Source organism: Kribbella sp. HUAS MG21, from assembly GCF_040254265.1.
GTDB lineage: Bacteria > Actinomycetota > Actinomycetes > Propionibacteriales > Kribbellaceae > Kribbella.
This window is the reverse complement of record NZ_CP158165.1, coordinates 3535245-3557198: the sequence shown is the minus strand read 5'-3', so window position 1 is coordinate 3557198 and position 21954 is coordinate 3535245. Positions and strand designations below refer to the sequence as shown.

17 protein-coding genes are annotated in these 21954 nt (G+C 68.2%); 2 read left to right on the top strand and 15 right to left on the bottom strand.

Annotated elements, in window-relative coordinates; translation table 11 throughout:
• Positions 1 to 68: 68 nt before the first annotated feature.
• The 13 genes from ABN611_RS17390 to ABN611_RS17330 all read right to left on the bottom strand — a co-directional run bounded on the left by ABN611_RS17390 (position 69) and on the right by ABN611_RS17330 (position 18608).
• Positions 69 to 3929 (bottom strand): DNA-directed RNA polymerase subunit beta', encoded by a 3861-nt coding sequence (locus ABN611_RS17390; RefSeq protein WP_350280924.1) that lies wholly within the window; start codon positions 3927 to 3929, stop codon positions 69 to 71.
• 66 nt (positions 3930 to 3995) lie between these two features.
• Positions 3996 to 7478, bottom strand: coding sequence for a DNA-directed RNA polymerase subunit beta (rpoB, locus tag ABN611_RS17385; protein ID WP_350280923.1), 3483 nt, complete (start codon positions 7476 to 7478; stop codon positions 3996 to 3998).
• Between the two features lie 264 nt (positions 7479 to 7742).
• Positions 7743 to 8504, bottom strand: a complete 762-nt coding sequence (locus ABN611_RS17380; RefSeq protein WP_350280922.1) for a hypothetical protein — start codon at positions 8502 to 8504, stop codon at positions 7743 to 7745.
• Positions 8504 to 8995, bottom strand: a complete 492-nt coding sequence (locus tag ABN611_RS17375; protein WP_350280921.1) for a hypothetical protein — start codon at positions 8993 to 8995, stop codon at positions 8504 to 8506. The genes ABN611_RS17380 and ABN611_RS17375 overlap by 1 nt, the downstream gene beginning before the upstream one ends.
• Complete coding sequence (locus ABN611_RS17370; RefSeq protein WP_350280920.1) at positions 8992 to 10281, bottom strand: MlaD family protein; 1290 nt, start codon at positions 10279 to 10281, stop codon at positions 8992 to 8994. Before ABN611_RS17370 ends, ABN611_RS17375 begins: the two co-directional genes overlap by 4 nt.
• Positions 10278 to 11504, bottom strand: coding sequence for an MCE family protein (locus ABN611_RS17365; RefSeq protein ID WP_350280919.1), 1227 nt, complete (start codon positions 11502 to 11504; stop codon positions 10278 to 10280). The genes ABN611_RS17370 and ABN611_RS17365 overlap by 4 nt, the downstream gene beginning before the upstream one ends.
• Positions 11501 to 12688 (bottom strand): MlaD family protein, encoded by a 1188-nt coding sequence (locus tag ABN611_RS17360; RefSeq protein ID WP_350280918.1) that lies wholly within the window; start codon positions 12686 to 12688, stop codon positions 11501 to 11503. Before ABN611_RS17360 ends, ABN611_RS17365 begins: the two co-directional genes overlap by 4 nt.
• Positions 12688 to 13701: an MCE family protein gene (locus tag ABN611_RS17355; RefSeq protein WP_350280917.1), complete on the bottom strand. Its 1014-nt coding sequence runs from the start codon at positions 13699 to 13701 to the stop codon at positions 12688 to 12690. The genes ABN611_RS17360 and ABN611_RS17355 overlap by 1 nt, the downstream gene beginning before the upstream one ends.
• A complete protein-coding gene (locus tag ABN611_RS17350) occupies positions 13698 to 14729 on the bottom strand; it encodes an MlaD family protein (protein WP_350280916.1) in 1032 nt (343 codons plus the stop codon). Before ABN611_RS17350 ends, ABN611_RS17355 begins: the two co-directional genes overlap by 4 nt.
• On the bottom strand, positions 14726 to 16054 hold the full coding sequence (locus tag ABN611_RS17345; RefSeq protein ID WP_350280915.1) for an MCE family protein: 1329 nt from the start codon (positions 16052 to 16054) through the stop codon (positions 14726 to 14728). The genes ABN611_RS17350 and ABN611_RS17345 overlap by 4 nt, the downstream gene beginning before the upstream one ends.
• Positions 16055 to 16058: 4 nt before the next feature.
• A complete protein-coding gene (locus ABN611_RS17340; protein WP_350281653.1) occupies positions 16059 to 16877 on the bottom strand; it encodes an ABC transporter permease in 819 nt (272 codons plus the stop codon).
• A 13-nt stretch (positions 16878 to 16890) separates the two neighbouring features.
• Positions 16891 to 17664 carry an ABC transporter permease gene (locus ABN611_RS17335; protein WP_350280914.1) on the bottom strand — a complete coding sequence of 258 codons (774 nt, stop codon included), beginning with the start codon at positions 17662 to 17664 and terminating at the stop codon, positions 16891 to 16893.
• The gene (locus tag ABN611_RS17330; protein ID WP_350280913.1) at positions 17661 to 18608 is read right to left on the bottom strand and encodes an ABC transporter ATP-binding protein; all 948 of its coding nucleotides are present in this window, start codon (positions 18606 to 18608) and stop codon (positions 17661 to 17663) included. The genes ABN611_RS17335 and ABN611_RS17330 overlap by 4 nt, the downstream gene beginning before the upstream one ends.
• 278 nt (positions 18609 to 18886) lie before the next feature.
• Here ABN611_RS17330 and ABN611_RS17325 point away from each other — a divergent pair, with 278 nt between their 5' ends.
• Complete coding sequence (locus tag ABN611_RS17325) at positions 18887 to 20335, top strand: alkaline phosphatase PhoX (RefSeq protein ID WP_350280912.1); 1449 nt, start codon at positions 18887 to 18889, stop codon at positions 20333 to 20335.
• Positions 20314 to 20778, top strand: a complete 465-nt coding sequence (locus ABN611_RS17320) for a phosphatase PAP2 family protein (RefSeq protein ID WP_350280911.1) — start codon at positions 20314 to 20316, stop codon at positions 20776 to 20778. Before ABN611_RS17325 ends, ABN611_RS17320 begins: the two co-directional genes overlap by 22 nt.
• Positions 20779 to 20826: 48 nt before the next feature.
• On the opposite strand, the gene rplL is transcribed toward ABN611_RS17320, so the two are convergent.
• Together rplL and rplJ are read right to left on the bottom strand one after the other, a co-directional pair.
• The gene (gene rplL / locus ABN611_RS17315; protein ID WP_167205823.1) at positions 20827 to 21219 is read right to left on the bottom strand and encodes a 50S ribosomal protein L7/L12; all 393 of its coding nucleotides are present in this window, start codon (positions 21217 to 21219) and stop codon (positions 20827 to 20829) included.
• Between the two features lie 62 nt (positions 21220 to 21281).
• Positions 21282 to 21884: a 50S ribosomal protein L10 gene (gene rplJ / locus ABN611_RS17310; RefSeq protein WP_350280910.1), complete on the bottom strand. Its 603-nt coding sequence runs from the start codon at positions 21882 to 21884 to the stop codon at positions 21282 to 21284.
• Positions 21885 to 21954: the final 70 nt, after the last annotated feature.

Sequence of the window (21954 nt, the reverse complement as noted above, 5' to 3'; positions counted from 1 at the left end):
GGCCCGTAAACGCCGCGAGGGCGGCACTTCCCGGGTGGGAAGTGCCGCCCTCGGCGGGGTGGCTCGGCTCAGTTCTGGTAGGAACCGAGGTCGAAGTCGTCGAGCGGGACCGACTGGCCGCTGGACGGGCCGAAGTCGTAGTCGTACGACTCGTAGCCGACCATCGAGTACATCGCGGCCTTCGCCTCCTCGGTGGGCTCCACCCGGATGTTGCGGTACCGGTCCATGCCCGTACCGGCCGGGATCAGCTTGCCGATGATGACGTTCTCCTTCAGACCGACCAGCGAGTCGGACTTGCCGTGGATCGCGGCCTCGGTGAGTACCCGGGTCGTCTCCTGGAAGGAGGCGGCCGACAGCCACGACTCGGTCGCCAGCGAGGCCTTGGTGATACCCATCAGCACCGGACGCCCGGAGGCCGGCGTACCGCCCTCGGCCACCACGCGGCGGTTCTCCGCCTCGAAGGTGACCCGGTCCGCGAGCTCGCCCGGCAGCAGCTGGGCGTCGCCCGACTCGATCACCGTGACCCGGCGCAGCATCTGCCGGACGATGATCTCGATGTGCTTGTCGTGGATGGCCACACCCTGCGACCGGTACACCTCCTGGACCTCGTCCACCAGGTGCTCCTGCGCCTTGCGGACACCCAGGATCCGCAGGACCTCCTGCGGGTCCGGCGTACCCTGCGTCAGCTGCTGGCCGACCTCGACGTGCTGGCCCTCCTCGATCAGCAGGCGCACCCGCTTGGAGACCGGGTAGGCGACCTCCTCGGACCCGTCGTCCGGCGTCAGCACCAGCTTCCGGGTCTTGTCGGTGTCCTCGATCGAGATCCGGCCGGAGGCCTCCGAGATCGGCGCCTTGCCCTTGGGCTGGCGGGCCTCGAAGAGCTCGACCACACGCGGCAGACCGTGGGTGATGTCATCACCCGCGACACCACCGGTGTGGAAGGTCCGCATGGTCAGCTGGGTACCCGGCTCACCGATGGACTGGGCCGCGATGATGCCGACCGCCTCGCCGATGTCGACCGGCTTGCCGGTGGCCAGCGAACGGCCGTAGCACTTCGCGCAGGTACCGGTCTTGGCGTCACAGGTGAGCACCGACCGGACCTTGACCTCCTCGATCCCGGCCGCGACCAGCTTCGCGATCGACACGTCGCCCAGGTCCGAACCGCCGGCGAGCACGACGTTGCCGTCCGCGCCCACCGCGTCGGTGGCCAGGGTCCGCGCGTACGCGCTGGTCTCCACGTTCTCGGCGTGCACGACCTTGCCGTCCGGGCCCTTCTCGCCGATCTTCTTCGGCAGGCCGCGCTCGGTCCCGCAGTCCTCCTCGCGGATGATGACGTCCTGCGACACGTCCACCAGACGCCGGGTCAGGTACCCCGAGTCGGCGGTCCGCAGCGCGGTGTCGGCCAGACCCTTCCGGGCACCGTGGGTGGCGATGAAGTACTCGACCACCGACAGGCCCTCACGGAAGTTGGACTTGATCGGCCGGGCGATGATCTCACCCTTCGGGTTGGCCACCAGGCCACGCATCCCGGAGATCTGCCGGATCTGCATCATGTTGCCTCGGGCACCGGAGTGCACCATCATCCAGATCGGGTTGTCCTTGGCGAAGTTCTCCTCCATCGCCTTGCCGACCTCGGCGTTGGCGCCGGTCCAGATCTCGATCAGCTCCTGGCGCCGCTCGGACGAGGTGATCAGACCCCGCTCGAACTGCTTCTGGACCTTCTCGGCCTGGGACTCGTACCGGGCCATGATCTCGGGCTTCGACGGCGGCGTGCTGAAGTCGTCGATCGACACCGTGACACCGGACCGGGTGGACCAGTAGTACCCGAGGTCCTTGAGCGCGTCCAGCGCGTGCGCCACCTCGACCTTGGTGTACCGCTCGGCCAGGTCGTTGACGATCCCGCCGAGCTGCTTCTTGCCCACCTCGGTGTCGACGAACGGGTAGTCCGCCGGCAGCGCCTCGTTGAACAGCGCCCGGCCCAGGGTGGTCTCCAGCGCGAAGCCGCCGTCCGGCAGCTCGACCGCGTCCGCCGGAGCGGCCGAACCGCTCAGCCGGACGTTGATCTTCGCCTGCAGCGACAGCTCGTTGCGGTCGAAGGCCATCGTCGCCTCGGCGACCGAGCTGAACGCCCGGCCCTCGCCCTTGGCGCCTTCCTTCAGCATGGTCAGGAAGTAGATGCCGATGATCATGTCCTGGGTCGGCATCGTGACCGGACGGCCGTCGGCCGGCTTCAGGATGTTGTTCGTCGACAGCATCAGGATCCGGGCCTCGGCCTGCGCCTCGGCCGACAGCGGCAGGTGCACCGCCATCTGGTCGCCGTCGAAGTCCGCGTTGAACGCGGAGCAGACGAGCGGGTGGATCTGGATCGCCTTGCCCTCGATCAGCTGCGGCTCGAACGCCTGGATGCCGAGCCGGTGCAGCGTAGGCGCACGGTTCAGCAGCACCGGGTGCTCGGTGATGACCTCTTCCAGCACGTCCCAGACCTGGGCGCGCTGGCGCTCCACCATCCGCTTCGCGGACTTGATGTTCTGCGCGTGGTTGAGGTCGACCAGCCGCTTCATCACGAACGGCTTGAACAGCTCCAGCGCCATCGCCTTCGGCAGACCGCACTGGTGCAGCTTGAGCTGCGGGCCGACGACGATCACCGAACGACCGGAGTAGTCGACGCGCTTACCGAGCAGGTTCTGCCGGAAGCGGCCCTGCTTGCCCTTGAGCATGTCGGACAGCGACTTCAGCGGGCGGTTGCCCGGGCCGGTGACCGGGCGGCCGCGGCGGCCGTTGTCGAACAGCGCGTCGACGGCCTCCTGCAGCATCCGCTTCTCGTTGTTGACGATGATCTCCGGCGCGCCCAGGTCGAGCAGTCGCTTGAGCCGGTTGTTCCGGTTGATCACCCGGCGGTACAGGTCGTTCAGGTCCGAGGTCGCGAACCGGCCACCGTCGAGCTGCACCATCGGGCGCAGGTCCGGCGGGATCACCGGGACGCAGTCCAGCACCATGCCCATCGGGCTGTTGTTGGTGGCCAGGAACGCGGTGACGACCTTGAGCCGCTTCAGGGCGCGGGTCTTGCGCTGGCCCTTGCCGGTCTTGATCGTCTCGCGCAGGTTGTCCGCCTCGGCCTTCAGGTCGAAGGTCTCCAGCCGGCGCTGGATCGCGGCGGCACCCATGGCGCCCTCGAAGTACTTGCCGAACCGCTCCTTCATGGCGCGGTAGAGGATCTCGTCGCCCTCCAGGTCCTGGACCTTCAGGTTCTTGAACCGGGTCCAGACCTCGTCGAGGCGGTCGATCTCGCGCTGCGCGCGGTCGCGCAGCTGCTTGACCTCACGCTCGGCGCCTTCCTTGATCTTGCGGCGGACGTCGGCCTTGGCGCCCTCGGCCTCGAGCTGCGCCAGGTCCTCCTCGAGCTTCTTCATTCGCTGCTCGATGTCGTTGTCACGACGGTTCTCGAGCTGCTTGCGCTCCACGTCCACGCGGCCCTCGAGCGAGGACAGGTCGCGGTGCCGCGCCTCCTCGTCGACGTCGGTGATCATGTACGCCGCGAAGTAGATGACCTTCTCCAGGTCCTTCGGGGCGAGGTCGAGCAGGTAGCCGAGCCGCGACGGGACACCCTTGAAGTACCAGATGTGGGTGACCGGCGCGGCCAGCTCGATGTGGCCCATCCGCTCGCGGCGCACCTTGGAACGGGTGACCTCGACGCCACACCGCTCGCAGATGATGCCCTTGAAGCGAACGCGCTTGTACTTGCCGCAGTAGCACTCCCAGTCCCGGGTGGGACCGAAGATCTTCTCGCAGAACAGACCGTCACGCTCGGGCTTGAGGGTCCGGTAGTTGATCGTCTCCGGCTTCTTGACCTCACCGTGCGACCACTGGCGGATCTCGTCCGCCGTGGCCAGGCCGATCCGAAGCTCGTCGAAGAAGTTCACGTCGAGCACGATGTGTTATCTCCTAAATACAAAGGGTCTGAGTGAGTCGGTTGTTGATGTCAAGCGGCAACCCGCTCAGACCTCCTCGACGCTGTTCGGCTCCCGCCGGGACAGGTCGATGCCCAGTTCCTCCGCCGCCCGGAAGACGTCCTCCTCGCTGTCGCGCATCTCGACCCGGCTTCCGTCGGACGAGAGCACCTCGACGTTGAGGCAGAGGGACTGCATTTCCTTGACCAGAACCTTGAACGACTCCGGGATACCCGGCTCCGGGATGTTCTCGCCCTTGACGATCGCCTCGTACACCTTGACCCGCCCGACGACGTCGTCGGACTTGATGGTCAGCAGCTCCTGCAGCGCGAAGGCGGCACCGTAGGCCTCCAGGGCCCACACCTCCATCTCGCCGAACCGCTGGCCACCGAACTGGGCCTTACCGCCCAGCGGCTGCTGGGTGATCATCGAGTACGGACCGGTCGACCGCGCGTGGATCTTGTCGTCGACCAGGTGGTGCAGCTTCAGCATGTACATGTAGCCGACACCGATCGGGTCCGGGAACGGCTCACCCGAACGGCCGTCGAACAGCCGGGCCTTGCCCTGGCCGTTGACCATCCGGACGCCGTCGCGGTTCGGCAGCGTCGAGCCGAGCAGGCCGGTGACCTCCTCCTCGGTGGCACCGTCGAAGACCGGGGTGGCGACGTTCGTCATCGGCTCGGCCGAACCGGCGCCGATCTTGATCAGCCGCTGCGCCCACTCCTCCTGGTTCTCCTCGTCGACCTCCCAGCCGCGGCTGGCGATCCACCCGAGGTGGGTCTCCAGCACCTGGCCGACGTTCATCCGGCCGGGCACGCCCAGCGGGTTCAGGATCACGTCGACGTGGGTGCCGTCCTCGAGGAACGGCATGTCCTCGACCGGCAGGATCTTCGAGATGACGCCCTTGTTGCCGTGCCGGCCGGCCAGCTTGTCGCCGACCGAGATCTTCCGCTTCTGGGCGACGTACACCCGGACCAGCTGGTTGACGCCCGGCGGCAGCTCGTCGCCGTTGTCCCGGTCGAAGACCCGGACGCCGATGACGGTGCCCTCCTCGCCGTGCGGCACCTTCAGCGAGGTGTCGCGGACCTCGCGCGCCTTCTCACCGAAGATCGCGCGCAGCAGCCGCTCCTCCGGGGTCAGCTCGGTCTCGCCCTTCGGGGTGACCTTGCCGACCAGGATGTCGCCGGTGGTGACCTCGGCGCCGATCCGGATGATGCCGCGCTCGTCCAGGTCGGACAGCATCTCGTCGGAGACGTTCGGGATGTCCCGGGTGATCTCCTCCGGGCCCAGCTTGGTGTCGCGGGCGTCGACCTCGTGCTCCTCGATGTGGATCGAGGTCAGCAGGTCCTGCTGCACGACGCGCTGGCTGAGGATGATCGCGTCCTCGTAGTTGTAGCCCTCCCACGTCATGAAGGCGACCAGCATGTTCCGGCCGAGGGCCATCTCGCCCTCGTCGGTGCACGGGCCGTCGGCCAGCGGCGTCCCGACCTCGACCCGCGCGCCGGCGTCGACCAGCGGGCGCTGGTTGATGCAGGTGCCCTGGTTCGAGCGGCGGAACTTCGCCATCCGGTAGGTCTGGTACGTGCCGTCGTCGGCGGCGACCTCGATCAGGTCGGCCGAGACCTCCTTGACCACACCGGCCTTGTCGGCCACGACCACGTCGCCGGCGTCCACCGCACCGCGGAACTCCATGCCGGTACCGACCAGCGGGGCGTCCGAGGTGATCAGCGGCACCGCCTGGCGCTGCATGTTCGAACCCATCAGCGCGCGGTTCGCGTCGTCGTGCTCGAGGAACGGGATCAGCGCGGTCGCCACCGACACCATCTGGCGCGGCGAGACGTCCATGTAGTCCACGTCCTCGACCGGCACCAGCTCGACCTCGCCGTGCCGGCGGCGGACCAGCACGCGCTCCTCGGCGAACCGGTTGCCCTCGGTCAGCGCGGCGTTCGCCTGCGCGATGACGAAGCGGTCCTCCTCGTCGGCGGTCAGGTAGTCGACCTGGTCGGTGACCTGGCCGTCGATGACCTTGCGGTACGGCGTCTCGACGAAGCCGAACGCGTTCACCCGGCCGTAGGACGCGAGCGAGCCGATCAGGCCGATGTTCGGGCCTTCCGGGGTCTCGATCGGGCACATCCGGCCGTAGTGCGACGGGTGCACGTCACGGACCTCGAAGCCGGCCCGCTCACGGCTCAGACCACCGGGGCCGAGCGCGTTCAGCCGGCGCTTGTGGGTGAGGCCCGCGACCGGGTTGGTCTGGTCCATGAACTGGGACAGCTGGGAGGTGCCGAAGAACTCCTTCAGCGCCGCCACCACCGGGCGGATGTTGATCAGGGTCTGCGGCGTGATCGCCTCGACGTCCTGGGTCGTCATCCGCTCCCGGACCACCCGCTCCATCCGGGCCAGGCCGGTGCGGAGCTGGTTCTGGATCAGCTCGCCGACGGTGCGCAGCCGGCGGTTGCCGAAGTGGTCGATGTCGTCCTCTTCGACCACGATCTCGCCGCGCGGGGCCGGCAGCTCGGTCTTGCCCTCGTGCAGCGCGACCAGGTACTTGATCGTGGCGACGATGTCGTCGACGGTCAGCACCGCCTGGTCGTGCGCCTCGTCGCGGCCGAGCTTCTTGTTGATCTTGTAGCGGCCGACCTTGGCCAGGTCGTAGCGCTTGCCGTTGAAGTAGTAGTTCTCCAGCAGCGCCTGCGCGGCCTCGCGGGTCGGCGGCTCACCCGGACGCAGCTTGCGGTAGATGTCCAGCAGCGCGTCGTCCTGCCCGGAGGTGTGGTCCTTCTCCAGGGTGAGGCGGATCGACTCGTAGTCGCCGAACTCCTCGAGGATCTGCGCGTCGGTCCAGCCGAGCGCCTTCAGCAGCACGGTGACGTTCTGCTTGCGCTTGCGGTCGAGGCGGACGCCGACCATGTCGCGCTTGTCCACCTCGAACTCCAGCCACGCGCCGCGCGACGGGATGATCTTGGCGGTGAAGATGTCCTTGTCGGAGGTCTTGTCCGGGGTGCGCTCGAAGTACACACCGGGCGACCGGACGAGCTGCGAGACGACGACCCGCTCGGTGCCGTTGATCACGAACGTGCCCTTGCGCGTCATCAGCGGGAAGTCGCCCATGAACACGGTCTGGCTCTTGATCTCGCCGGTCTCGTTGTTCATGAACTCGGCCGTGACGAACAGCGGCGCGGAGTACGTGACGTCGCGCTCCTTGCACTCGTCGACCGTGTTCTTCGGCGGCTCGAAGCGGTGGTCGCGGAACGACAGCGACATGGTGCCGCTGAAGTCCTCGATCGGGGAGATCTCCTCGAAAATCTCTTCCAGGCCGCTGGGGCCGGACAGGTCCGACCGCCCCTCGGCCTCGGCGGCGGCCACCCGGGCCTGCCACGTTTCGTTACCGACCAGCCAGTCGAAACTGTCCACCTGCAGCGCAAGCAGATCCGGAACCTGGAGCGGTTCGGAGATCTTCGCGAAGGAAATGCGGCGGGGGCCGGAGACGTTGGAAATGCTGTCGGACTGGGGGTTGCGCGAGGCGACCAAGGGGCGTCCTTCCACGGGCTCGCAAAAAATCACTTCGGTGCTGGGAGCGCACGCCAAGCCGCCCCAGTCAAGTCGGGACTCGAACGAGGGCGAGGGAAAAGGCAGCGCAAAGCAATAGGTTACCCGATCCAGGCAAGCCTGTCCAATGGGGTCCAACAGTTTGCCGTCGGACCACCCTCTCCGTCAAGGACCGACCCGGAGTCTCCAGCGGGCAGATCACCCACGAGACCTCCGGCGCCCCTCCGGTGCGGAGTCACCTAGAGGTTACAGTCCGGCGATCTCCTGGACCAGCCATCGGCCGTCGTTTCGGACCATCGTGAACCGGGTCCGGTTCAGGTCCACCCGGGGACTACCCTTCGTGATCGTGCTGGTGGTCGTCTGGTTGACGAAGATGATCAGCGTGACCCGGTCAGCGTCGCCGTCGCGGATCCCGACCTCGCGGACGTCGGCCTTCACCGTGGCCTTGGTCTTGGTGGCCAGCTCGCCGGCCACCTTGGCGGTCTCGTCGAACTTCGCGGCGAAGTCCGGGGTCATCGTCGCCCGCGCCGCGGCGAAGCTCTTGTCCAGGTCACGGTAGTCGTAGCTGAGCGCCGTCTCGGCCGCCTTCCGGCCGGCGGCGGCCGCCTGGTCCCGGGCGTCCTCGGCCTGCTTGCCGTGCCACGCCTTGACCCCGAGCACCGCGGCCACGGTCAGCGTCAGTACGACGACCAGCCCGAGCGCCGCGGTCAGCGCGGTCCCGAGACCGCGCCGCGGCTGCTCACTCTCCGTCGACGTTGCGGGCGCCGGAGCGGCCTCGGCGGGCTCCTCCGGGGCCGCGACTGTGGCCGGGGTCACATCGTTGTCAACGTGCTCGGCGGCGACCTGCGGGGCGGCTTCGGCCGTGTCCGGGGCCTCGACGGTGCTGGCCTCGGTCTCGACGGCGGTGCTGACCTCGGTCTCGACGGCCTCCGGGTTGTCCGGTCGCGGCGTACGGCGCTGGCCGGCGACGCGCGGGCGGTTGCGGGGGTTGTTGCGGGGGTTCGGCATCAGCCCACCACCTGCAGGTCGGCGGTCAGCCAGCGGTCCCGCTCGCGGACCAGGTCCAGCTTGATCCGGTACCGGCGCTCGGTGCCGGTCGCCGAGGCGGTGTTCGTGACGACGGCGTTCACGATCACCAGCACCTGGGCGGAGTCCTTGTCGTGCGAGACCACGCCGGCCTCTTTGACGTCGCCCTTCGAGGTCGCCTTGTTCGCCACCACGTCGGTCTTCACCGCCGCGATCCCGGCCTGGAACTCCTGCTTGAACTGCCCGGTGGACTCGTCCAGCACCCGCTGCGAGTCCGCGTCCCAGGTCTGGTAGTCGTACGTCGTGAAGTCCAGCGCCAGCTGCCGCGCCGCCTTCATCGCGCCGTCACGCTGCGAGTCGTCGGCGCGCTGCTTGCTCAGGGCGACCACCGACAGCGTCAGCCCGGCGAGTGCCACCACGAGCAGCACGCTGAGCGCCCAGGCCAGCACCAGCCGGCCGTTTTTCGCAATCACTTGCCGGTCACCGGTCCGAGGATGAGTGCTTTCCAGGAGTCACTGCCGAGCAGCTCCTGCTGTCCGCCCGTCGAGCCGAGCACCAGGTCCGGCATGCCGCCGGTCCCGCCCGCGGCGCCGGTGGCCGGGTCGTAGCCGACGCCGTAGCCGGTCCGGTTCAGGTTCCGCGAGGACGGGGCCGGCTTGTTCTGCGAGCCGCGGACGTTGACGCCGCTCGACGGGTTCGCCGTACAGCCGGCCTTGGTGTTCGCCGTGGTGTCCCGGACGTCCTGCGGAACCCGCTTGTCCGTGCCGCCGTACCCGGGCCGGCAGGCGGGCGGGTCGAAGCCGAGGACCAGGCCGAAGTGCGCGTCGTAGTGCCCGGTGCCGGGGTCCTTCGCCGGTACGACGTACCCGCCCATCGACACCGCCGGGTACACCACCAGCAGCTGCTCGACGGCGTCCAGCCGGACCGCGGTCAGTTCGTTCACCGTCAGCAGGTTACCGAGCAGCACCGCGACGTCCGCACTGTTGTCCTGGATCAGGCCGGTGACCTGGGTCGAGGCCAGCGAGCCCTGGTCGATCACAGTGCGCAGGTTCTTGTCCGAGCTGACCAGGGTGTCGGACAGCAGCGCGAGGTTCTTCGCCCAGGTCTTGATCGCGTCGCCGCTGGCGACCTGGGTGGCCAGCACGGTGTCGCCGTCGTTGATCAGCTTGATCGTCTGCAGCACGTTGGCGTCCGCGATGTCGATCAGCGTGCCGGAGCTGTCGATGATCCTCTGCAGGTCGCCGCCCTTGCCGCGGAGCGCCTCGCCGAGCTCGCGGACCGTGGTCCGCAGGCTGTTCTTGTCGACCGAGTTCACCAGCTGGTCGAGGTTCAGCAGCAGCTCGGTGGTGTCGATCGGGATCGCGGTGTCCTTGCGCTCGATCCGCGAGTTGTCCCGCAGGTACGGCGCCCCGTCGCGGCGCGGCTGCAGGTCGACGTACTGCTCGCCGATCGCGGACCGGTTCGCGACCACCGCGAGCAGGTCGTCGGGGATCTTGTACTTCTTCTCGATGTCGAGGTTCACCTGGACGCCGTCGGCGAGCAGCTCGAGCTCGCCGACCCGGCCGACCGGCTGGCCGCGGTACGTCACCTCGGCGCCGGAGAAGATCCCGCCGGACTCGGCGAAGCTGGCGCTGACGGTGTAGTCGTCGTCGACGAACAGCTCGTCGATCTGGGCGTACCGGGCGCCGACGAACGCGACGCCGACGACGGTGATCAGCAGGAACACCATCAACTGGATGCGGACCGCTCTGGTGATCATCCGACCGCCCCCGGCATCAGTGCCCGCGCGAGGTCGGGATCGAACCCGGACCGCCGCAGCTGCTGGGTGCAGACCGGCTGGCCGAGCAGCGTGATGCAGGTCGTCGCGGCCCCGGTCGGGACCGGCAGCGACGGCAGCAGGGTGCCCGCCGGAGTGGTCGGCAGGTGCACCGGAAGGCTGATCCGGTTGGTCGGCACCGAGGTCGGGCCGACCGTCGGCAGCTCGATCCCGAGGATGCCCTTGAGCGCCTTCTGGGTGTTCACGTCCAGGGTGATCCCGAGGTTGGTGAAGTCACCCTTCGCGGCCTTGGCGGCGTTGTCCGGGAACGGGTAGGTGAACAGCAGCTCCAGCGACTTCGGCAGGTTCTCCCCCGCCTCGACGAGCTTGGTCAGGATCGGGTACAGCGACTGCAGGTTGGCGACCAGGTCCTTCTGCGCCGAGGTGATCACCCGGGTCGCGGTGTTGCCGAGCGTGGCCAGCGCCTGCAGCGTCTTGACCAGCGCGGCGCGCTGCTTGTCCAGGGTCGCGATCGACTTCGGCAGCGAGTCGATCGCGGTCGCCAGCGTCGCCTTCTGCGCGTTCAGCTTCTTGGCCAGCGCGTCCACCGCCTTGATCGCGGTGACGATCTTGGCCTTGTTCTGGTCCAGGGTGCCGACGAACGTGTTCAGCTGGGTGAGCACGCTGCGGATCGCCGGCTCGTTGCCGGTCAGCGCCTTGTTCAGCTCCTGGGTGATGATCTGCAGCTGGGCCACGCCGCCGCCGTTCAGCAGCAGCGAGAGCGCGGACAGCACTTCCTCGACCTCGACGTTGCTGGTCGTCCGGGACAGCGGGATCACCTCGCCGCCCTCGAGCTTGCCGCGCGGCTGCTCGGACCGGCCCGGCCGGGACAGCGACACGAACTTCTCGCCGAGCAGGCTGGTCTGGCGGATCGTGGCGTGCGCGTTGTCCGGCAGCTCGAGGCTCTTCGGCAGCCGGATCCGGACCTTGGCGACGTACCCCTCCAGCCAGACCTTCTCGACCGTGCCGACCGTGACGTCGTCGACCTTCACGGTCGACTTCGGCACCAGGTCCAGGACGTCGGTGAACTCGACGGTCACCGTGTACGACGGCCCCTTGATCTTCGCGCCGCCGGGCAGCGGCAGCGAGTACACGCTGAAGTCGCATCCGGTCAGCAGCATCGCCAGCGCCGCGATGCCGGCGACGATCGACGTACGGCGTCTCATCGGACCAGCCCCCCGAGTGTCGGGTCGACGGGGTCGGGGCGGTTCAGCGGCGGCTTCGGGGCGGGCGCCCACGGCGTACCGGCCGGGCCGCCGCTGGCCGGCGCGCCACCAGTCAGCGAGGTGAGCAGCGGCAGCTTGGCCAGCGCGTCCAGGACTGGCTTCAACGTCGAGCACGTCGACTTCGACTGGCCGGCCTGCAGCAACAGCGAGCAGACGAACGTCGCCGGGTCGTCGAGCTGCGCCAGGTTCACCCGCTGGTCGAGCGTGCCGTACTGCGGGTTGTAGATCCGCGCCAGGTTGCCGAGGCCGAGCGGCGCGGTGTCGAGCACCTCGGCGATCGCGGCCTTCTCCTTGACCAGGATCTGCGAGAGCTCGGTGGCGCTGTGGATCGTGGTCTTCAGCAACGCCCGGTTGTCCTTCACGAACGTCGCCACCTCGCCGAGCGCGGTGGCCAGCAGCGACAGCGCCGCGCCCAGGTCCTTGCGCTCACCGGCGAGCGTGGTGGACGTCGCGGCGAAGTTCGCGTTGAACTGCCGCACCAGCTGGTCGTTCGCCGCCAGCGCCGACACGAACGTCTGCAGCTGCTTGATGGTGTTGAACAGCGCCGTCGAGTTCCCGGACAGGGTGCTGGTCAGCTTCGAGACGTCGGTGATGGTCTGGTTGAGCTTCTTGCCCTGGCCGTTCAGGTTCTTCGCCGAGACGTCGAGCAGCCGGGCCAGCGCGCCCTGGTCGTTCGCACCCTTCGGCCCGAGCGCCACCGACAGGTCGTTGAGGCTCTGGTAGATCTGGTCGAGCTCCAGCGGTACGGCGGTCCGCTCGAGCGGGATCTCCGCGCCGTCCGCCATCACCGCGCCCTTGGAGTACGCCGGGGTCAGCTGGACGTACCGGTCCGCGACGATCGACGGCGCCGCGATCACCGCCTTCGCGGCGGCCGGCACCTTGTGCTTCGCCTCCCACCAGAACTTCACCCGGACCGCCCGGCCGGCCGGCGTCACGCTCTCCACCTCGCCGACCTTGATGCCGAGGATCCGCACGTCGGACCCCGGGTACACCGAGACCGCGCGCGGGAAGTACGCCGTCGCCGACACCCGGTCGGGCTGCGGCCAGAGCGTCACGGCGGCGACCGCGAGGATCACCACGACGACCGCCAGCGCGATCAGCCGGGACACCGCGTTCACCCGCATCAGCCGCCACCTCCCAGGATCGGCGGCAGCCCGGAGGGCAGCACCTTCGGCAGCGGGATCTCCGGCACCGGCACCAGGTTCTGCACGTAGGTGTCGAACCAGGGCCCGGTGCCCAGCGTGTTCGTGAAGACCCGGACGAACGGCGCCAGGCCCTTGATACTCGCGTCCAGGTCGTTCTGGTTCTTGAGCAGCACGGCGAGCACGGCGTTGACCTTCTGCAGGGTCGGCGCGAGGTCCTTGCGGTTCTCCCGGACGAGTGCGGTGATCTGCGCGGACAGCTTCTGCGTCGACACCAGCAGCTGGTGGATCAGCGCCCGCCGGGCCTGCACGGCCTGGAAGACCTGGTTGCCGTCCTTCATCAGCTTGATCAGCTGCTGGTTGCGGTCGGCAAGGACCTTGGTGACCACGTTGGAGTGTTGCAGCAGCAGCTTGAGCTGCTCGTCGCGCTTCGCCACGTTCCGCGAGAGCCGCGACAGGCCGGTGAGCGAGGCCTGCACCTCTTCCGGCGTGTTCTTGAAGGTCGCGGACAACGTGTCGAGGGCCTTGGCGAGCTGCGCGGTGTCGATCCGCTCGGTGGTGTTCGCAAGGTCGGTGAACGCGTCCACCACGTCGTACGCCGAGATCGTCCGGGCCAGCGGGATCTCGGCGCCGGGCTTCAGCTCGCCCGGACCGGCCGGGTTCAGCTTCAGGTACTTCTGGCCGAGCAGCGTCTTGATCTTCATCTCCGCGCCGGTCTGCTCACCGAGCTTGACGCCCTTGTCGACCACGAAGTCGACCCGGACGTGGGTGCCCTCGAGCTCGACCGCGCGGACCTTGCCGACCCGGACGCCGGCGACCCGGATCTCGTCGTTCGGCTTCAGGCCGCCGGCCTCGGAGAACTGCGCGGAGTACTTCGTCCCGCCGCCGATCAGCGGCAGGTCCTGCGCCCGGAACGCGGCCAGCATGATCAGGCCGATGACCGTCAGCCCGACCACGCCGATCGTCACCTGGTTCTGCTCGCGGAAAGGCTTCACTTCGCGCACCTCGCCGAGTTGTTGTCGTAGGCCACCGGGATCCGGGTGCCGGTCGGCAGGGTGACGTTGCCGTCGAAGTTGCACAGGTAGAAGTTGAACCAGGATCCGTACGACGCCGTGCGGGTCATCGTGTTCAGCTTCTCCGGCATGGTCTGCAGGGTCTTCACCCAGATCGCCTGGGTGTCGTCGAGCGTGCTCGCCACGGTCCGCAGCCGGTCCAGGTCGGCCTTGAGCGGCACCCGGGTCTGCTGCAGCAGACCGGCCGTCTTGGTGTTCAGCGAGTTGATCGACGTCAGCGAGTTGAGGATCGGCGTGATGTCCTGACTCAGGCCGGTGATGAACTGCTGCAGGTTGACCAGCAGCTGGGAGAAGTTCTGCTGCCGCTGCGAGACGATCTGCAGCGTCGAGGTCAGGTTCGTGATCAGGTCGCCGATCACCTGGTCGGCGTCGGCCAGTGTGGTGGTCAGCGACGCGGTCCTGGCCAGCAGCGACTCGATCGTGCCGCCCTCGCCCTGCAGCACCTTGATCACCTCGAACGCGAACTGGTTCACGTCCGCCGGGGTGAGCGCGGTGAACAGCGGCTTGAACCCGTTGAACAGCACCGACAGGTCGAGCGCCGGTGTCGTCCGCTCCTTCGGGATGATGCCGTTCTTCTTCAGCCGCTCGCCGCCGCCGATGCCGTCGGTGAGCGCGACGTACCGGTTGCCGACCAGGTTGCGGTACCGCAGCGTCGCGTGTGTCGAGGTGTCGACCACCTGGTCGGAGTCGACGCTGAACGTCACCATCGCCAGGGTGTCCTGGTACAGCTCGATCTTGTCGACCTGGCCGACCTTGACGCCGGCGATCCGGATGTCGTCGCCCTGGTTCAGCCCGACCGCGTCGGTGAAGACCGCGCGGTACTTCGTCGTCGGGTTGAAGCTGATGTTGCCGATCGTCACCGCGAGCAGCGCGGTCGCGACCGTGGTCACCAGCACGAAGATCCCGAGCCGGACCGTGTCGAACGTGGTCTTGCGGTCGAAGAAGCTCATTTCAGGTTCACCTGCCCGCCGCGGAGCAAGGGACCGACCAGCAGCGTCGTCAGGTCCGGTACGTCGTTCGCGGACACGCCCAGCTCCGGCCCGACGACGGAGTTGACCACCCGCTGCTCGGCCGGCGTGCCGACCCCCTGGGTGTCCATCGCGAACCCGGGCATCGCCCGGTTCAGCTGCAGGTCGACGGGGAACCGCTGGTTCTTGTGGTGGTCGCCGATCACGCCGTCCTCACCGGTGACATAGGGCGCCGGGTTCTGCTGGCTGTACGGGCCCGGGTGGGCGCCCGGGTGGTTGTAGTTCCGGCCGACACAGGTTGGGCCGCGCTTGTCGGCGTACACGGGCTTCTCGTTCGGCTGGTACGGCGTCGGCTGGTTGGTGATCAGCTCGAGGTTGATGTTCAGCCGGCCGTCGCGGAACGTGTCGTTCAGGATCGGGGCGGTCTCGGTCATCACCTGGAGGAAGCACGGCACCTCCGGTGAGTACCGCTCCAGCAGGTCCAGCACCGGGCGGCTGACCTGCCCGAGCCGGATCACCCGGTCCTCGTTGGCCTTGAGGAACGTGTCGCCGGTCGTGGACAGCCGCTGGACGTCGACGAAGAACGCCTGCAGCTGCTTCTCCTTCTCGACCACCGTGTTGCCGGTGATGGTCAGGTTGCGCAGGGCGCGGACCAGGTCCGGTGTCGCGTCGCCGTACAGGTCCGCGGTCTGGGTGAGCTTGACCAGCGAAGCCATCAGCTTCGGGACGTGCGGGTTCAGCTTCTTCAGGTACGCGTCGAGCTGGGTGAGCGTGCCGGCGATCTGGGTGCCGCGGCCCTCGAGCGCGGTGGCCAGGGTGTTCAGCGTGGCGTTCAGGTCGGCGGGGTCGACGGCCTGGAGCAGCGGCAGCGCGTCGTTCAGCACCTTCTCGATCTCGATGCCGACCGCGGTCTTGTCCCGGCTGATCACGTCACCGGCCTTGATGTGCCGGCCTTCCGGTCCCTTCGGCGGGACCAGCGCGACGTACTTCTCGCCGAACAGCGTCTTCGGCAGGATCCGGGCGCTGACCGCGCTGGAGATCTGGTCGACCTGGTCCGGCTTGAGCGCGAGCCGGACCGTCGCCTCGTCGCCGTCGGTGGAGACCCCGCGGACCTCGCCGACGATGATGCCGCGCAGCTTCACGTCGGCGTGCTCGTTGAGCTGCAGGCCGATGTGGCTGGTCTTGAGCTCGACGTCCACGGTCTCGGTGAAGACCTTCGCGTAGAACGCGTACGTCAGCCAGAGCAGGAAGACCAGTACGCCGATGAACGCGACGCCGAGCACCTTGTGCGAGATCAATCTGGTCATGGAGTCACCCCGCCAGCCTCACGGTGGTCGTGGTACCCCAGATGGCCATCGACAGCAGCAGGTCGACGACGTTGATCACGACGATCGAGGTCCGGACGGCGCGACCGACCGCGACGCCCACGCCGGCGGGGCCGCCGGTCGCGTGGTAGCCGTGGTAGCAGTGCACGAGGATCACCAGGACCGCGAACACCAGCACCTTGCCGAACGACCAGAGCACGTCCCCGGGTGGCAGGAAGAGATGGAAGTAGTGGTCGTATGTGCCCGTACTCTGCCCGTAGAACGTGGTCACAGTGAGCCGGGTCGCGAAGTACGACGCCAGCAGGCCGACGACGTACAACGGGATCACCGCGATCAAGCCGGCGATGATCCGGGTGGTGACCAGGAACGGCAGCGAGGGGATCGCCATCACCTCGAGGGCGTCGATCTCCTCGCTGATCCGCATCGCGCCGAGCTGCGCGGTGAATCCGCAGCCGACGGTCGCGGCGAGCGCGATGCCGGCGATCAGCGGGCCGATCTCCCGGGTGTTGATGTACGCCGACACGAAACCGGCGAAGGCCGACGTGCCGATCTGGTTGAGCGCCGAGTAGCCCTGCAGGCCGACCTCGGTCCCGGTGAAGAAGGCCAGGAACGTGATCACGCCGACGGTGCCGCCGATCACCGCGAGCGCGCCGCTGCCGAGCGTGACCTCGGCGAGCAGCCGGAAGATCTCCTTGCGGTACCGGGTGACGGACTTGCCGGACCAGGCCAGCGCCTTGATGTAGAACGCGAGCTGCTCGCCGAGCCGGTCGAGCGAACTCAGCGGCTTCTTCACCAGGGTGTCCATCAGGGCCGACACGTCAGGCCCCCTTCGGCGGGACGAGCTGGAAGTAGATCGCGGTCATCGAGAAGTTCGCGACGAACAGCAGCATGAACGTGATCACCACGGACTGGTTCACCGCGTCGCCGACGCCCTTCGGGCCGCCGCCCGCGTTGCAGCCCTTGTACGCCGCGACGACCGCGGCGATGAACCCGAAGACGAGGGCCTTCGCCTGTCCCTGCCAGAGGTCGGGCAGGTGTGCGAGCGCGGTGAAACTCGCGATGTAACTGCCCGGGGTGCCGTCCTGCAGGACGACGTTGAAGACGTAGCCGCCCATCACGCCGACCACGCTGACGAACCCGTTCAGGAAGAACGCGACCAGCATCGTCGCGAGCACCCGCGGTACGACGAGCCGCTGGATCGGGTCGATGCCCAGCACCATCATCGCGTCCAGCTCCTCGCGGATCTTCCGCGAGCCGAGGTCCGCGCAGATCGCCGACCCGCCGGCGCCCGCGATCAGCAGCGCGGTCGCGATCGGCGATGCCTCCCGGACGACGGCCAGCACCGCGGCCGAACCGGTGAACGCCTGCGCGCCGAACTGCTTGATCAGGCCGCCGACCTGGAGCGCGATCACCGCGCCGAACGGGATCGCGACCAGCGCGGTCGGGATGATCGTCACGCTCGCCACGAACCAGGCCTGCTGGAGGAACTCCTTGACCTGGAACGGCCGCCGGAACGTCGCCCGCCCGGTGTCCAGGGCGAACGCGAACAACGAACCGGCGTGCTTCAGCGGGGCGGTCGCAGAAACGGTCACCGCGCCCCCACGGCCTTGGACTCGAACGAACCCGGTGGCGGGACGATGCCGTGCTCACGGCACCACTCGCCCGGTGGGCGCTGGTTCGGGCGGAGCATGCCGCTGCTGGGTAGCTGCTGCAGCGGGATCGGCGGCAGCGGCGGCAGCTCCTGGCCGCTCTCCCGGGCCAGCTCGTCGGCGTCCTTCTCCTCGGACATGCCGATCGGGCCGATCATCTGCGCGTTCAGGAACTGCCGGATCACCGGCTCCTCGCTGGACAGCAGCATCTCCCGCGGCCCGAACATCGCCAGGTGCCGGTGGTACAGCATGCCGATGTTGTCCGGCACGGTCCGGGCGGTGTTGATGTCGTGGGTGACGATCAGGAACGTCGCGCCGAACGCCTCGTTCAGGTCGATCATGACCTGATTCAGGAACGACGTACGGACCGGGTCCAGGCCGGAGTCCGGCTCGTCGACGAGCAGAATCTCGGGGTCCAGCACCAGCGCCCGGGCGAGGCCGGCTCTTTTGCGCATACCACCGGAGATCTCGCCGGGCAGCTTCCGCTCGGCGCCCACCAGGCCGACCATCTCCATCTTCTCCATCACGATGGAGCGGATCTCGGACTCGGACTTCTTGGTGTGCTCGCGGAGTGGGAAGGCGACGTTGTCGTAGAGGTTCATCGAGCCGAACATGGCGCCGTCCTGGAACAGCACCCCGAACAGCCGCCGGACGTCGTACAGCTCGCGCTCGCTGCAGGTGGCGATGTCGGTGCCCTCGATCCAGACGTGGCCCCGGTCGGGCTTGATCAGCCCGATCAGCGTCTTCAGGAACACGGACTTGCCGGTGCCGGACGGGCCGAGCATCACGCAGATCTCACCGGCCGGGAGCGTCAGGGAGACGTCACCCCAGATGAGCTGGCTGCCGAAGGACTTGGTGAGACCTTCGACGCGGACCTCTACGCCCACCGGTCCTCCTCACGGGATGTCTGCTGGTCCCCGACCGACGACGTTCTGCCGTCCCAACGACGGGGCAGTGGCCTAGGTTACGCACGAGTACGGTTTTGCGTAACCCCCAGATGTCAAGCGACGGTGACCGGTAGGTCACGCTCCGATCACGCCCGTCACCCTGTGCGGCCGGCATGCGGCTGCACGTGATCCTAGCGGCTCTGCGCGTGAGATCTGTGCACGGACAGGCTCGAACGTTAGCTTCGAAGCAGGATCCCGTGCCGAGGAGGGGACGACGGATGAGCATCGAACGACGGACATTCCTGAAGGGCAGCGCGGCGGTCGCGGGCAGCGTGTTCGCGGCCGGGCCGTTCCAGGGATTCGTGGCCCAGCAGGCCGCGGCGCACCGGGCCCCGGTGCTGGGGCCGGTCCCGGACCTGCGCGACGGCAAGGTCCGGCTGCACCTTCCGGACGGCTTCGCGTACCGGTCCTTCCACGACACGGAGTTCCCGGTCGTGCTGGACGACGGCACCAGGCTCCCCGGCCGGCACGACGGTATGGGCGCGTTCCAGCGCAGCAACGGGAACGTCGTCCTCGTCCGCAACCACGAGCTCAACAACCCCGGTACGCCGTTCGGGCCGGGGACGCCGTACGACGCCAACGCCCAGGGCGGTACGACGACGATCGAGGTCACGCGGTACGGCGAGGTGGTCCGGGCGCACACCAGCCTGAACGGAACGATGATGAACTGCAGCGGCGGGATCATGCCGTGGGGCAGCTGGATCACCTGCGAGGAAACGGTGAACGGGCCGGACGTGGGTCCCGACTTCACGGGTGTGTCCAACGTTCCGCTGACCAAGCCGCACGGTTTCGTCTTCGAGGTCCCGGCCCGCGGGCAGTCCGACCGCGAGCCGATCACGCACGCCGGACGGTTCGCGCACGAGGCCGTCGCGTTCGACCCGAAGGACGGCATCCTCTACCTGACCGAGGACAACTTCGCGTTCCCGTCCGGGTTCTTCCGCTATCTCCCGCCGCGCAACCCGCTCGCGACCGGGCGGCTGCTGGACGGCGGGCGCCTGCAGATGCTGGCCGTGACGGGCCGTCCGAACCTGGACCTCGCCGCCGAACAGCCGCACCGGGCGACGTACGACGTCACGTGGGTGGACATCGAGGACCCGGCGCCGACGTTCCCGTACACGCCGGGCCAGACCGCACCGACGACGAACGACCAGGCGCTCGTGTACGTCGGCGACCAGGGCCGCGCCCAGGGAGCGGCGTACTTCTCCCGGCTGGAAGGACAGGTGTACGACGACAACGTCGTGTACTTCTGCTCCACGCAGGGTGGCGGCGCGGCCGAGACCGGACCGGACTCGGTCGGTGGCTACGGCAACGGATTCGGTCAGGTGTGGGCGTATCACACGCGGGCCGAGAAGCTGCAGCTGATCTACCAGTCACCGAACCGGGCCACGCTGGACTTCCCGGACAACGTGACGACGAGTAAGCGCGGGACGCTGGTGCTCTGCGAGGACAACACCCAGGACAACTACCTGCGCGGGCTCTCGCGCAGCGGTCACCTGTGGGACATCGCGCTGAACCGGCTGACCAGTAGCACCGGCGCGGACCGCTCGGGCGACGAGTTCGCCGGCTCGACGTTCAGTCCGGACGGTCACACGCTGTACGTGAACATCCAGGCGAGCCGGGGCATGTCCTTCGCCATCTGGGGACCGTGGCACCGGATCGGGGTCTGACCGCGGCCGAGCTGGTCAGCGACCTGACCGAGCTGGAGGTGCTCGCCGTTGTCGCGGCGGTCGCGCTGGCGGTGCTGCTCGTGCTGCGCCGCTGGTACGACGCGGTGTTCCTCGTCGTCGCGGTCGGGGTTGTGTGGGCGGTGAACCCGTTGCTCAAGCAGCTGATCGCCCGGCCTCGGCCCGTCGGCGCGCCGGCGGACGTCTCGGAGTACAGCTTTCCGAGCGGTCATGCGGCGAACACGGCGGCTCTGGCCGGCGCTCTGGTGCTGATCGTCGGCCATCGGCTGTTGTCTGTGCTGCTCGGACTGGTGGTGCTGCTGCTGGTCGGGTGGTCCCAGTTGACGTTGGAACGGCACTACCTGACCGACCTGCTCGCCGGTTGGTTCTGGGCGCTGCTCTGGGTCGGAGTGGTCCGATACGTGACGAAGGGCGGCCCCAAGTAGGGACCGCCCTTCGACTACTGCTGTTTCGCGCGGCTCACGCCGCACAGGTCACTTCAGGGTGACGGTGGCGCCGGCGCCCTCGAGGGCCTCCTTGGCCTTCTCCGCGGCAGCCTTGTCGACCTTCTCCAGGACCGGCTTCGGGGCCGACTCGACGAGGTCCTTGGCCTCCTTCAGGCCGAGGCTCGTGAGACCGCGCACCTCCTTGATGACCTGGATCTTCTTGTCGCCGGCGCTCTCGAGAACGACGTCGAACTCGTCCTGCTCCGCGGCCTCCTCGGCAGCGGCGCCGGTGCCACCCGCGGCCGGGGCAGCGGCAACGGCGACCGGGGCGGCGGCGGTGACGCCGAACTCCTCCTCGAACGCCTTAACGAACTCCGACAGCTCCAGCAGGGTCAGTTCCTTGAACTGGCCGAGGAGCTCTTCGGTGCTGAGCTTCGCCATTTTGGCGGTCCTTCCTAACGGTGTTGCTGATGATCACTGATGGGGTGTTGCGGTGAGCTGCCTCAGCTGTCGGCTGAAGCGGTCTCCTCGGTGCTCGCCTCGGCAGGTGCCTCGACCGTGTCCTGAACGTCTGCCGCGGGGGCAGCCGCCTCGGCCGGCAGCTTGTCCTGCAGCGCCGCGAACAGGCGTGCCGCCTGCGACAGCGGAGCAGCGAACAGCGACACCGCGTTCTGCGGGGCCGCCTTCATCGCACCTGCGAGCTTCGCGAGGAGGACCTCACGCGACTCCAGGTCAGCGAGCTTGCTGATCTCGTCAGAGCCGAGTGCCTTACCGTCCAGCACTCCACCCTTGATGACGAGCAGGGGGTTCGCCTTGGCGAAGTCACGCAGACCCTTGGCCGCAACCACCGGGTCGCCCTTGATGAAGGCGATTGCCGAGGGGCCCTCGAGCAGGTCGTCGAACGACTCGACGCCGGCGTCCTTGGCCGCGATCTTGGTCAGCGTGTTCTTCACCACGGCGTAGTTCACGTCGTCACCGAGCGCAGTGCGAAGTTGCTTCAGCTGCGCGACGGTGAGACCGCGGTACTCGGTCAGCACGGCGCCGTTGGAGCTACGGAACTCGTCCGTCAGCTCCGCGACAGCGGCTGCCTTGTCCGGCCTCGCCATGGGGGTCTCCTTCTATCGGCTTCCACGCCTCGGACCCCTGACAAAAAGAATCGCCCCTGCGCAGGCGCAA

Bases quoted from the DNA above. Each gene is read 5' to 3' on its own strand.
- ABN611_RS17380 (WP_350280922.1), bottom strand. From the start codon at position 8,504: ATGCCGAACCCCCGCAACAACCCCCGCAACCGCCCGCGCGTCGCCGGC.
- ABN611_RS17370 (WP_350280920.1), bottom strand. From the start codon at position 10,281: ATGATCACCAGAGCGGTCCGCATCCAGTTGATGGTGTTCCTGCTGATC.
- ABN611_RS17365 (WP_350280919.1), bottom strand. From the start codon at position 11,504: ATGAGACGCCGTACGTCGATCGTCGCCGGCATCGCGGCGCTGGCGATG.
- ABN611_RS17360 (WP_350280918.1), bottom strand. From the start codon at position 12,688: ATGCGGGTGAACGCGGTGTCCCGGCTGATCGCGCTGGCGGTCGTCGTG.
- ABN611_RS17350 (WP_350280916.1), bottom strand. From the start codon at position 14,729: ATGAGCTTCTTCGACCGCAAGACCACGTTCGACACGGTCCGGCTCGGG.
- ABN611_RS17345 (WP_350280915.1), bottom strand. From the start codon at position 16,054: ATGACCAGATTGATCTCGCACAAGGTGCTCGGCGTCGCGTTCATCGGC.
- ABN611_RS17340 (WP_350281653.1), bottom strand. From the start codon at position 16,877: ATGGACACCCTGGTGAAGAAGCCGCTGAGTTCGCTCGACCGGCTCGGC.
- ABN611_RS17325 (WP_350280912.1), top strand. From the start codon at position 18,887: ATGAGCATCGAACGACGGACATTCCTGAAGGGCAGCGCGGCGGTCGCG.
- rplL (WP_167205823.1), bottom strand. From the start codon at position 21,219: ATGGCGAAGCTCAGCACCGAAGAGCTCCTCGGCCAGTTCAAGGAACTG.
- rplJ (WP_350280910.1), bottom strand. From the start codon at position 21,884: ATGGCGAGGCCGGACAAGGCAGCCGCTGTCGCGGAGCTGACGGACGAG.